Here is a 13619-nt window from a genome sequence, read left to right on the forward strand (position 1 = left end):
AGAGATATTGATCTTCCGACTTATGGCAGTAGAAGTCGATCTAAGAGACGTGAAAAGGTAGCTCCTCTGCCTAAAGTCAAAAAGAAAAAAAGAAGAATTCGCTTCAAACGAATACTGACTTGGTTCTTGCTGTTGATTACATGTGTGGCCGCAGGGATGATTTTCATGTTTCTTCGAGGGTTCCAGTCAGCGGCCAATCCAACAAATAAGCCAGCTGACGCCAAGGCGGCTCAAGTAGAGGTCTTTAACGGTCAGGATACCAAAGACGGTGTGAATATCCTAGTCATGGGGACAGATGGCCGTATCGGTCAAAATAGTGCAGAAACCCGTACCGATACGATCATGGTGTTAAATGTCAGCGGATCGGATAAAAAGATCAAGCTAGTCAGCTTTATGCGTGACAACTTAGTTTATATCGACGGGTATAGTAAGATTGTAAATGGCCAGAAACAAATGGATAACAAACTAAATGTTGCCTATGAACTTGGGGAACAAGAAGGGCAAAAAGGGGCTGAAATGGTCCGCAAGGTTCTAAAAGACAACTTTGATTTGGATATTAAGTACTATGCTCTAGTTGACTTCCAGGCCTTTGCAACAGCTATTGATACCCTCTTCCCTGACGGAGTAACGATTGATGCCCAATTCTCAACATTGAATGGTCAACCTTTGACAGAAGCTACAGTTGGAGATGACCTTCATGCAACAGAGACAGAGTCGCCAACCCAAACCATTAAAGTTGGAAAACAGCAGATGAATGGATCCACCTTGCTGAACTATGCTCGTTTCCGTGATGATGATGAAGGGGACTATGGTCGTACCAAGAGACAACAACAAGTCATGTCAGCTGTTCTTGAGCAGATTAAAAATCCAACCAAACTCTTCACAGGTTCTGAGGCACTTGGAAAAGTCTTTGGCATGACATCAACAAATCTACCGTATAGCTTCTTGTTGACCAATGGATTATCTGTCCTAGAAGGTGCTCAAAATGGAATTGAAAGACTCACCGTCCCAGAACTTGGTGACTGGGTAGATGCTTATGATGTTTATGGAGGGCAAGGACTTCTTGTCGATCAAAATAAATACCAAACTAAACTTGCTCAAATGGGGATGAGATAAGAAGCGATAAATGAAAATCAAAGTTTGATTCACCAGTGAAATGGTGGTCTGAGCTTTGGTTTTTCTTACTATCTGATAGATTTTTAAGACTTTTTTATGGTATAATAAAATGATATAACTCGTTATTGGACAGAAGAGGAGAGACATGAGTGATTTGAAAGCGATTCAGGCTCGTAGTCTGGAAATGGCTGAATATTTCGTCGCATTTTGTAAAGAACATGATTTGTTGTGCTATCTCTGTGGTGGAGGAGCCATTGGCGCCCTTCGTAATAAGGGCTTCATTCCTTGGGATGATGATCTAGACTTTTTCATGCCGCGTAAGGACTATGAAAAATTAGCAGAACTGTGGCCACGTTATGCAGATGAGCGTTATTTCTTGTCAAAGAGCAAGAAGGATTTTGTAGACCGTAACCTTTTTATCACCATTCGTGACAAGGAAACCACTTGTATCAAGCCTTATCAGAAGGATTTGGATTTGCCACACGGTTTGGCTTTGGATGTTTTACCTTTGGATTATTATCCTAAAAATCCGGCTGAGCGTAAGAAACAGGTTCGTTGGGCCTTGATTTATTCACTCTTTTGCGCCCAAACTATCCCAGAAAAGCATGGTGCTATCATGAAATGGGGAAGTCGCATCTTACTCGGCCTAACTCCTAACTCTCTCCGTTATCGCATTTGGAAAAAAGCTGAAAAAGAAATGACCAAGTATGGTCTGGCTGAGAGCGATGGAATCACGGAATTATGCTCAGGTCCCGGCTACATGAGAAACAAATACCCGATCGCATCTTTTGAAGATAATCTTTTATTGCCATTTGAAGGAACTGAGATGCCCATACCAGTTGGCTATGATGCCTATCTCAGCACTGCTTTTGGGGATTATATGACACCGCCACCAGCGGACAAGCAAGTACCGCATCATGATGCCATTATAGCAGACATGGACAAAAGCTACACAGAGTATAAGGGAGAATATGGTGGATAAGAAAAAAATTCTGTTTTTCATGTGGTCCTTTTCTCTTGGAGGCGGAGCAGAGAAGATTCTATCTACCATTGTTTCAAATCTGGATCCAGAGAAGTATGATATTGATATTCTTGAAATGGAGCACTTTGATAAGGGGTATGAAACGGTTCCCAACAATGTTCATATTTTAAAGGCTTTTCAGGATTATCGTCAACCAAGATGGTTACGAGCTCTTTTGTGGAGAATAAGAATCTATTTTCCAAGGCTGACTCGTCGTTTGCTTGTAAAAGATGATTATGATGTTGAAGTTTCTTTTACGATTATGAATCCACCGCTCTTGTTCTCAGAGCGGAAAGAAGTCAAGAAGATATCTTGGATTCATGGAAGTATTGAGGAATTCTTAAAGGATAGTTCAAAACGTGAATCGCATAGACGTCAGTTGGATGCTGCGGATGCTATAGTAGGAATTTCAAAAAAGACTAGTCATTCTATCAAGGAAGTGTATCCAGATTATGCTTCCAAATTACAGACGGTCTACAATGGTTATGATTTTAAGACTATTTTAGAAAAATCTCAAGAGAAGATCGATATCGAGATTGCGCCTCAAAGTGTCTGTACCATTGGACGTATTGAGGAAAATAAGGGTTCTGACCGTGTAGTGGAAGTGATACGACTATTGCACCAAGAAGGGAAACACTACCATCTTTACTTTATAGGTGCTGGTGACATGGAAGAGGAACTGAAAAAACAGGTCAAAGAGTATCAGCTTGAAGACTATGTACATTTTCTTGGTTATCAAAAAAATCCTTACCAGTATTTATCTCAGATGAAAGTTCTCTTGTCTATGTCTAAGCAAGAAGGTTTTCCTGGTGTTTATGTAGAAGCCTTGAGTCTTGGAATCCCTTTTGTCTCTACTGATGTCGGAGGTGCCGAGGAATTATCCCAAGAAGGCCGATTCGGACAAATCATTGAGAGCAATCAAGAGGCAACTCAGGCAATTACGAACTACATGACTTCTGCTTCAAACTTTGATGTTAATGAAGCTAGCCAATTCATTCAACAATTTACAATTGCCAAACAAATCGAACAAGTAGAAAAACTATTAGAGGAGTAGCATGGAAACTGCATTAATTAGTGTGATTGTTCCAGTCTATAATGTGGCGCAATACCTAGAAAAATCGATATCCTCCATTCAGAAGCAGACCTATCAAAATCTGGAAATCATTCTTGTTGATGATGGGTCAACGGATGAAAGTGGTCGCTTGTGTGATTCAATCGCTGAACAAGATGATAGGGTGTTAGTGCTTCATAAAAATAACGAGGGCCTGTCACAAGCGCGAAACGATGGAATGAAGCAGGCTCATGGGGATTATCTGATTTTTATTGACTCAGATGATTATATCCATCCAGATATGATTCAGAGTTTATATGAGCAATTAATTCAAGAAGATGCAGATGTTTCGAGCTGTGGCGTCATGAATGTCTATGCAAATGATGAAAGCCCACAGTCAGCCAATCAGGATGATTATTTTGTCTGTGATTCTCAAACATTTCTGAGGGAATACCTCATAGGTGAAAAAATACCTGGAACGATCTGCAATAAGCTAATCAAGAGAGAGATTGCCACTGCCCTATCCTTTCCAAAGGGATTGATTTACGAAGATGCTTATTATCATTTTGATTTAATCAAGTTGGCCAAGAAGTATGTGGTTAATACAAAACCCTATTATTACTATTTCCATAGAGGGGATAGCATTACGACCAAACCTTATGCAGAAAAGGATTTAGCCTATATTGATATCTATCAAAAGTTTTATAATGAAGTTGTGAAAAACTATCCTGACTTGAAGGAGGTCGCTTTCTTCAGATTGACCTATGCCCACTTCTTTATTCTGGATAAGATGCTTTTGATAGAGGATTACAGAGAAATTAAAGAATATCCAGCGATTTATCATTTTTTGAAGAAGCACGCTTTTTCTGTTTTTAAAAATCCTATTTTTAGAATGGGGAGACGAATTAGTGCTTTAGCTCTATTTTTAAACATACGATTGTATCGAATATTGTTATTAAAAAATATTGAACAGTCAAGAAAAATTAATTAGAAAAGGAGGAGAGAAATGATTGATGGCAAACGAATATTGCTTTGTGCGACCATTCTAAGCTATTTCTTAACAATTTTAAGTGGCATCACTTATTTGTTTACAAATGAAAATGTCGTACTTTTAACGACTCTACTATTGTTGCTGATTAGTAGCCTTCTATTTTGCTGGAATAATATAAAATATTATTTAATTCACTTTATTTTTTATATTACAATTTTTATATTTTTGGTATCCAGACCCACGATAGATTACTTTAGAGATGGAGCCTTAGACACTTACCAACCTATTGCTTATCGATTTTCTTTTTTGGTGGTAATCGTCTCAATATTGGGACTGACAATAGGAGGATTTATTGCTAGTTATTACATCAACAGAAAGAAAGTTCACGATATAGAAGTTAGACAAGAATCTACTGCAAACTTTATAAAAAACTTACGTTTTGTATCACTGAGTGTATTTTTGATTACCTATCCATTTTACTTTTTAAGACTACTTGAACGTTTGCTTTATCGTTTACAGACTTCTTATTACAACTATTATGCAAATTTTGAGAGTCAACTTCCATATTTTACCTATATCTTATCGACATTTACGGTTTATGCGATGTGTATGTACTTGGCAACTAAACCAAAAAAATTACACGCGACAGCAGTGCTAGTGTCCTTTATTATCGCAAATACTATTCATTTAGCAATAGGAACACGTAATCCTTTCATTTTAAGTATTCTATTTGCTTTTGTATATTATTTTATGCGTGAGCAGACTGAAAAGGGAAAATGGATTGGCTTCAAAGAGAAATTGGCCATTTTTGTTGGATCACCTATTCTTATGTTAGCAATGGGAATTCTTAATTATGTGCGAGATAATGTGCAAGTTTCTCATACAGGATTTTGGGATATTCTTCTTGATTTTATTTATAAACAGGGAACCAGTTTTGGAGTATTGGCGAGAGGATTTTTATACAACAGTAGTCTCCCTTATAGAGATTTTCGGAATTTCACCTTTGGTCCTATAATTGACTATTTTGCAAGGGGAAGTTTGGGAATTATTTTTGGAGCGAAACCATTTGAACATACAACAAATAGTATTGAATTGGCCATTGATAGTAACAGCTACGCTAATAACTTATCTTATCTTGTCCTAAACAAGGAATACTTAAAAGGTCATGGTATTGGTAGTAGTTACATCATGGAGTTGTATACTGATTATGGTATGATGGGAGTTTTCCTACTAAGTCTCCTACTTGGCTTATTATTTATAGCAATGTTGCAAGTTGCTTATCGCTCGAAAACCATCTTATTCGCTTTGTCCCTATTAATCTTGAATAATATCTTCTTTATGCCAAGAAGTAGCTTTTCGGAAAGTTTCTTTAACCTGTTTACAATGCAATTCTGGGGAATTGTTCTTGTTATGCTATTTGTCGCTAAAATGATTACTAAAAAAAATCAATATCTAATACAAAAAAGGAGTTAACTCATGTTTGAACACTATTCAGTAGAGGATCTATTTGCAAATCTCTATAAAAAACGGAAAATGAATCTGCTAGTTTTGATTGTTTTATTTGCACTTATCGCTGTGCCATTTACGCTTACAGCGGTCAAAAACAAAAATACGGTGAAAGATACATCTAGCTATTCAACTTATATTACTTATAAAATTACGCCTCCAGAGGATTCTTCAAAAGTAATTTTGAACCATCAAGTTGGAAGATACAGTGATTTTTATGCTAAATTGATTGATGGTAATCTAAATGGAGCCTTTCTTTTTAATGATGTTGATTCAGATAAAATGAAAAAAATTGCTAGTGATTTGGATACGACAGAATCAGCCTTAAAAAATTCAACCAGTGACTACTGGACTAAAAAATTAACGGTAAATTCATTAATTGATGACGCAGGTGTAAGTATCAAAATTTTAACACCTAGCAAAGAGGTAAATGATTTTCTTGAGACCAAGTTTGATTCATTAATTGATAAATTTAAGAGTACCTATGCAAATGTTAAAATTGAAAAGTTAGACACAGTCAATTCAAAAGAGTTAAATCCTAGTGGTGAAATTACAGTTGGCTTCAATCTTAAAAATCTGGTTTTGCGCTTAGCAGTTATAGGAGTTCTATGTGTTGTTCTCCTTATTATGGGAAATGTTCTTGTCTACATTTTTAATCCGACAATTAATCGTGCAGGCGACTTTTTGGCCTATCAACTAGATTTTGTTTCAAATATCACTACCAATGATAACCTATCACAACTTTTGAGTTATAGATGTGAAGGTCAACCATTAGCAATTGTCAGTTCAGATAGTCGTATCTTAAAGAAATTACAAGAAAATTATAAATTAAATATAGAGGGTATTCATTTTGTAGATTTGCAAAATGTAAAAGATCTTTTAGCAACGGACAATGTTCTATTCGTTGAGGAATATGGTGTTACTCGTTATAAAAAATTTGAAGAAAGCTTGCAGATGGTTAGAAATCTAAATCGTTCAGTTTTAGGAGTCATAGCTTTTAATCTATAAAGTATCTTCATAAAAAGTGAAGAGGTTCAATACTTAAAGAGGACGTGATAGTCCTCTTTTTTATGCCTACGATAAGATAGAAAGGAAGTCTAATGATATTAGTGCTTTTTAACAAAGAGGAAACTTATAACAAGTGAAATAGAAATGCGTTGTTGAAACTAGTTTTCTCAATCAAAAAGGCCTTTTTAACTAACTTTATGATATAATAAACAACGAGGTAAATTGAATGAAAAGTATAAAATTAAATGCTCTGGCTTTTATGGGGATTCGTGTTTTAAATATTATTTTCCCCATTTTAACAGGTACATATGTTGCTCGTGTTTTGGATCGAACAGATTATGGTTATTTTAACTCTGTTGATACCATCCTATCTTTCTTCTTGCCCTTTGCAACTTATGGGGTTTATAACTACGGTCTTCGTGCCATTAGCAATGTGAAAGATAATAAAAAAGAGCTAAACAAAGTTTTCTCTAGTCTTTTTTATTTGTGTGTTGCTTGTACTATTATTACAACACTTGTGTATGTTTTCTCCTATCCATTATTCTTTACAGCTAATCCTATTATTAAAAAGATCTATCTAGTAATGGGGGTGCAACTCGTTGCTCAGATTTTTTCAATTGAGTGGGTTAATGAGGCGCTTGAAAATTATAGCTTTTTATTTTATAAAACAGCTTTCATACGTGTTCTCATGTTGGTATCAATATTTTTATTTGTAAAAAACGAACACGATATTGTTGTCTATACTCTGGTAATGAGTCTATCAACCCTAATTAACTATCTCATTAGTTATTTCTGGATTAAACGAGATATAAAATTTGTAAAAGTTTCACTAAGTGAATTCAAACCGCTCTTCCTTCCACTGACAGCCATGCTTATTTTCGCAAATGCAAATATGTTATTTACTTTTCTTGACCGTCTATTTCTTGTGAAGACGGGGATTGATGTGAATGTCAGCTACTATACCATTGCACAACGAATTGTAACGGTTATTGCGGGGGTTGTTACAGGTGCAATTGGAGTTAGTGTCCCTCGTTTAAGTTATTATCTTGGAAAAGGAAAGAAAGAGGAGTATGTAAATTTAGTCAATCGAGGAAGTCGTATTTTCAATTTCTTTATCATTCCTCTTAGTATAGGCTTAATGATTTTGGGACCCCAAGCTATCTTAGTATATGGTAGTGAAAAATATATAGGTGGTGGTATTTTAACTTCCCTCTTTGCTGTTCGTACGATTATTCTTGCCCTAGATACTATTCTAGGATCACAAATTCTCTTTACAAATGGATATGAGAGAAGAATTACCCTCTATACTGTTTTTGCGGGTATTTTGAATCTTATTTTAGATAGTTTACTCTATTTTTATGATATCTATACACCAGAGTATTATCTGATTACAACGATGCTATCTGAAACATTCCTTTTGATTCTTTATATTCTCTTTATCAATAAGCGTAAACTCATCAACTTACGGCACATTCTAAAGTATACTTTACGGTATTCTCTCTTCTCATCGACATTTATTCTAATTTACTTCTTAGTCAATTTTATATATCCGGTACAAATGGTTATCAACTTACCACTCTTTATTAATATATTTATCATTATGGCATTATCTGCACTCAGTTATATTGGCTTACTAGTATGGACAAAAGATAGTATTTTCTATGAATTTTTAGGACACTTTATTTCGCTAAAAAAACGCGTTATAAAATAATAGGAGAAATATATGAGAAAATTAAGCATTGAAGAAGCTAAAAAGCTTGAACTTGATATTTTAGACTTTATAGATTCCTTTTGTAAGGAGCACGGCATCAACTATTGTATTAACTATGGAACCTTGATTGGTGCTATTCGACACAAGGGATTTATTCCTTGGGATGATGATATAGACCTTTCTATGACTCGTGAAAACTATGAAAAGTTTATTCAGTTATTTAGTGAGAAGCAATCAAGATATAAACTTCTCTCGTTAGAAACGGATGACCAATATTTTAATAACTTTATCAAAATTGTAGATCCTACAACAAAAATAATTGATACGAGAAATACAAAAACTTATGATTCGGGTGTATTCATTGATATTTTTCCGATGGATACATTTAATGATACTAAGGTAGTTGATGTCTGCTATAAGTTGGAGAGTTTTAAACTATTATCCTTCAGTAAGTATAAGAATATTGTTTATGGAGATAGCAAGTTAAAAGATTTGATTCGTACTTTATTCTGGCTTCTTCTTCGCCCTGTTTCTCCACGCTTCTTCGCTAATCAAATCGAAAAGCAAATTCAAAGATATAGGGTTGAGAATGGGAAATATATAGCTTTCATTCCGTCAAAAGCTAAGGAAAAGGAAATTTTTCCAAGAGATATGTTTGATGAACCGATTGAAACGCCTTTTGAACATCTTGTTCTTCCAGCGCCTAAACATTTTGATACTGTTTTAAAACAGTTTTATGATGATTATATGACAGTGCCACCTAAAGAAAAACAGATTTATATCCATGAATTTGAAGCTTATAAATTGGAGGATTAAATGCAGTATTTAGAAAAAAATGAGATTAAAACTATTCAACTGGGCATTTTGGACTATATTGACGAAATTTGTAAAAAAAATAATATTTCTTATTTCCTTAGCTATGGAACAATGCTGGGAGCTGTTCGTCATAAAGGCATGATTCCTTGGGATGATGACATTGATATTTCTCTGTATAGAGAGGACTATGAACGTTTATTGAAAGCTATTGAAGAGGACCAGCATCCTATTTATCAAGTCCTTTCCTATGATACTTCATCTTGGTATTTCCATAATTTTGCAGCTATTTTAGATACATCAACTGTCATTGAGGATAATGTAAAGTATAAGCGTCATGATACTAGTTTGTTTATTGATGTCTTTCCAATCGATCAATTTTCAGATTTGAGCATCGTTGATAAGAGCTATAAATATGTTGCCTTGCGTCAGCTTGCCTATATCAAAAAAGAACGTGCGGTTCACGGAGATAGCAAATTAAAGGATTTTCTTCGATTGTGTACGTGGTATCCTCTCAGACTTGTTAATCCGAGATATTTCTATAAGAAAATCGATCAATTAGTAAAAAATAGTGTGACAGAAAATCCTACTTATGAAGGAGCTGTTGGAGTTGGAAAAGAAAAAATGAAAGAAGTCTTTCCAGTAGGGACCTTTAAAGAACTGATTTTAACAGAATTTGAAGGGAGAATGATGCCAATTCCTAAAAATTATGATGCCTTTTTAACACAGATGTATGGTGATTATATGACTCCTCCATCAAAAGAAATGCAGGAGTGGTATAGCCATAGTATAAAAGCCTATCGTAAGATAGAGAAGTAGCCCAGTTTCATAGGAGAGCGAGTCTTTTGAGTGTTTATTGGGAAAATCAGGATAGTACTATTCATATACAAAGCAGGATATGAAAATAGGCTAAAATGATGGTTCATAGAAATGATAAAGGAAAGTGTGATATACAATGAAGAATACAAAAATAAGAAAGTTAATATTATTTAGTTTTCTCATATGTACTTTAATTATGACTGCCAAATTATCATCAGTCGATGCGGATACCATTTCCGCAGGGGATGGTAATCGAATCCACTTTATTAATTTAAAATCTAAGTCAGGGAGTGATGCCATTCTCTTAGAAAGCAAAGGGCACTTTGCTTTAATTGATATGGGTGAGGATTATGATTTCCCAGATGGAAGCAATCCACGTTATCCAGATAGGTGGGGAATTACCATGGACAATGATCAAGTTTTAGAGGATCGATTGTTCCGTCATCTGAAACAGGTTGGTGTTGAAAAATTAGATTTTATTTTGGGTACTCATGTCCACAGTGATCATATTGGTTCTGCAGATGAAGTACTAAAACATTATCCTGTTGATAAATTTTATCTGAAAAGATACTCAGATGAACGCATTACAACACAGTGGAGGTTGTGGGATAATCTCTATAACTATGATAATGCGGTTAAAACAGCTCTTGAACGTGGTGTAAATCTTATACAAGATATCTCTGACAACGACAGCCACTTTACCATGGGTGATATGGATATTCAGCTTTATAACTACAAAAATGAGTATGACAGTGAAGGAAAGCTTAAAAAGGTTTTCGATGATAATTCAAACTCAATAGTTGCTGTTGTTACTGTAGCTGGAAAGAGAATCTATCTAGGTGGAGATTTGGACAATGCCGAAGGAGCAGAAGATAAGTTAGGCCCGGTTATCGGTAAGGTTGATATGATGAAATGGAACCATCATTATGATGCGACAATTTCAAATACAGTTAACTTTATTAATAATTTATCACCAAGTATTGTTGTTCAGACAAGTGGATCAGATATTAATCGTGAATCCACTAGAGCTCTACTTCGAGAAAAGAATATAAAAATAGTAAAAGCTTATAGTCATACCAAAGATGCGACTGTTTTTGATATAGATAAAGAAGGATTTACTAACGTTTCGGAAGTTTTTCCTGATATACCGACAGTTAGAGAAAAATGGTATAAAGAAGATGGTTACTGGAAATATCGCTTGTCCGATGATGAAATGACGATTGGTTGGCGAAAAATAGACGGTGTTTATTATTTCTTTAATGGACAAGGACAAATGCAAGCTGGCAAATGGTTGCATTTGAAAGATTCTAGAGAAAAAATTGATGGAAACTGGTATTACCTAAATAACAACGGTGACATGCGAGAAACTGGTTGGTTTAACCAAGATGGTAATTGGTACTATATCACATCAACGGGAGCAAGAAGCTATAATGAACTCTTAGAAATTGCGGGGCAGAAATACCTATTTGATAAAGATGGTAAGATGCTAACAGGCTATCAAGTCTTTAATGGTAAGAAGATGTTCTTTAGCGAAAGTGGTGCACTCCAAACAGCAGGTAATCCTTCAACTTGGCAAAAGATTGACTCAGATTGGTATTTCTATGATGAGGATGGATTACGGACTGTCGGTAAAAAGAATATCAATGGAAGCACATACTACTTTAATCAAGAAGGTGTCATGCAAACAGGCTGGGCCTTTGTTGATGGTCACTGGAACTATTTTGCAAGTTCTGGAGCTATGAAAACCGGCTGGGTCAAGGATCAGGAAACATGGTATTATTTGGATAAAGATGGCATCATGTTAACTGGAAGCCAAGATATCAATGGTGTCCGTTACTATTTGAATGCCAGTGGTGCCATGCAAACAGGCTGGGCCTTTGTTGATGGTCACTGGAACTATTTTGCAAGTTCTGGAGCTATGAAAACTGGTTGGTTGAAAGATAATGAATCATGGTATTATTTGAACCCTGAAACAGGTATCATGGTCGTAGGTTCTAAAGAAATTGACGGTAAGAACTATTTCTTCAGCTCAGCAGGTACTATGCAAGTTGGATGGCAGTGGTCAAATGATTCTTGGCATTATTACGCTACGTCGGGCGCACTCCAAACTGGTTGGTTGAAGAATGGTGATGCGTGGTATTATCTTGAAGGTAAGGAAGGCGTTATGTTAGTCGGCCTTCATCAAGTAGATGGTAAGCAATATTACTTTAGCAAATCTGGAGTCATGCAAACTGGATGGAAATGGTTTGATAATCATTATCGTTACTTTGAATCAAATGGATCCATGAAAACTGGTTGGATAAAAGACAAAGGCGTCTGGTATTATCTAAATCCTGAAGATGGAATCATGTTGGTGGGCCTTCATAAAGTAAATGGTGAACATTATTACTTTGATGAGTCAGGAGCTATGCAAACGGGTTGGAAACAGCTTGATGGTAATTGGTACTATTTCCAAGCTGATGGTTCTTTGTTGAAGAACGCAACAACACCTGATGGTTACAAAGTAAACGAAGAAGGAATTTGGAAAATAAGTCAAACCACGGTAGCAGTGGAGCAAGATAAGAAAGAACAGATAACTGAAACTTCTAGTTCGACTGAGAATTCATCTCATGTTGAGGATAATTCTTCACACCATATGATTGAGGAATAAATGTGATGTGTAAACACCTTAGAAGCAGGTAGGACTAAACCTGATTTTAAGGTGTTTTTTAAGTTTTATATTGACGCTAATATTATAAAGTTAACTCTAAATATACAATATTCTCGCTTCATTCTTTTGATAAAATCGTAAAAATCTAGTATAATAGATAGACTGAAAGTATGAGGTTACTAGATATGAAGATGAAACAAATCAGTGATACAACACTGAAAATCACAATGACTTTAGATGATTTGATGGATCGGGGAATGGAGATTGCAGACTTTCTCGTTCCTCAGGAAAAAACCGAAGAGTTTTTCTATGCTATTTTAGATGAGTTAGAGATGCCAGACAATTTCTTGGATAGTGGCATGCTGAGTTTCCGCGTGACGCCAAAACCTGATAAGGTCGACGTCTTTGTGACCAAGTCCAAGATTGACCAAAATCTGGATTTTGAAGATTTGGCGGATCTACCAGACATGGAAGAATTAGCCCAAATGTCGCCAGATGAATTTCTCAAAACCTTGGAAAAGAGCATTGCAGATAAGACCAAGGACGATATTGAGGCCATCCAATCTCTAGAGCAGGTCGAAGCAAAGGAAGAAGAGCAAGAGCAGGCAGACAAGGAGACGGAGAATAAGAAAGAACCTTATATCTACTATATCTTGCGTTTTACAAGTCTTGCTGACTTAGTTGCTTTTGCAAAGACGGTTAACTACCAGATGGAAACATCTGAACTCTATAAGATGAATGGACACTACTATTTGACAATCTTAGTCGATGTGGAAAATCATCCAAGTCCATATCCAGCCTGGCTCTTGGCTCGTATGCGTGAGTTTGCAGATGACAGTGACATCAGTCGTTCCGTTTTGCAAGAGTATGGGCAAATATTGATTAACCATGACGCAGTTCTCGGTCTGCAAAAGATTTGTTCATAATTTTTAA

Annotated in this window: 10 protein-coding genes and 1 pseudogene; all 11 read left to right on the forward strand. The window is 35.7% G+C overall.

Annotated features, from left to right (window positions below):
- Positions 1-6 precede the first annotated feature (6 nt).
- Positions 7-1116, forward strand: a pseudogene (locus KZX55_RS00270) (LCP family protein); the annotation flags it as partial.
- A 145-nt stretch (positions 1117-1261) separates the two neighbouring features.
- Positions 1262-2098 carry a LicD family protein gene (locus KZX55_RS00275; RefSeq protein WP_248022697.1) on the forward strand — a complete coding sequence of 279 codons (837 nt, stop codon included), beginning with the start codon at positions 1262-1264 and terminating at the stop codon, positions 2096-2098.
- Entirely contained in the window at positions 2088-3191 is a 1104-nt protein-coding gene (locus tag KZX55_RS00280; protein ID WP_248022701.1) for a glycosyltransferase, read from the forward strand. The genes KZX55_RS00275 and KZX55_RS00280 overlap by 11 nt, the downstream gene beginning before the upstream one ends.
- Before the next feature lies 1 nt (position 3192).
- Complete coding sequence (locus tag KZX55_RS00285) at positions 3193-4179, forward strand: glycosyltransferase family 2 protein (RefSeq protein WP_248022703.1); 987 nt, start codon at positions 3193-3195, stop codon at positions 4177-4179.
- A gap of 15 nt (positions 4180-4194) precedes the next feature.
- Positions 4195-5652, forward strand: coding sequence for an O-antigen polysaccharide polymerase Wzy family protein (locus KZX55_RS00290; protein WP_084933555.1), 1458 nt, complete (start codon positions 4195-4197; stop codon positions 5650-5652).
- Positions 5653-5655: 3 nt separating this feature from the next.
- Positions 5656-6693 carry a prephenate dehydratase gene (locus KZX55_RS00295; protein WP_248022705.1) on the forward strand — a complete coding sequence of 346 codons (1038 nt, stop codon included), beginning with the start codon at positions 5656-5658 and terminating at the stop codon, positions 6691-6693.
- A gap of 226 nt (positions 6694-6919) precedes the next feature.
- Positions 6920-8404: an oligosaccharide flippase family protein gene (locus KZX55_RS00300; protein ID WP_248022707.1), complete on the forward strand. Its 1485-nt coding sequence runs from the start codon at positions 6920-6922 to the stop codon at positions 8402-8404.
- A 12-nt stretch (positions 8405-8416) separates the two neighbouring features.
- Positions 8417-9220, forward strand: a complete 804-nt coding sequence (locus KZX55_RS00305) for a LicD family protein (protein ID WP_248022710.1) — start codon at positions 8417-8419, stop codon at positions 9218-9220.
- Positions 9221-10036 (forward strand): LicD family protein, encoded by an 816-nt coding sequence (locus tag KZX55_RS00310; protein ID WP_248022712.1) that lies wholly within the window; start codon positions 9221-9223, stop codon positions 10034-10036.
- Between the two features lie 196 nt (positions 10037-10232).
- The gene (locus KZX55_RS00315) at positions 10233-12686 is read left to right on the forward strand and encodes an MBL fold metallo-hydrolase (protein WP_432654197.1); all 2454 of its coding nucleotides are present in this window, start codon (positions 10233-10235) and stop codon (positions 12684-12686) included.
- Between the two features lie 185 nt (positions 12687-12871).
- Complete coding sequence (gene mecA, locus KZX55_RS00320) at positions 12872-13612, forward strand: adaptor protein MecA (protein WP_000782700.1); 741 nt, start codon at positions 12872-12874, stop codon at positions 13610-13612.
- The last annotated feature ends 7 nt before the right edge of the window (positions 13613-13619 follow it).

Origin of the sequence: Streptococcus halitosis (assembly GCF_023147855.1) — a bacterium.
Classification (GTDB): domain Bacteria; phylum Bacillota; class Bacilli; order Lactobacillales; family Streptococcaceae; genus Streptococcus; species Streptococcus halitosis_B.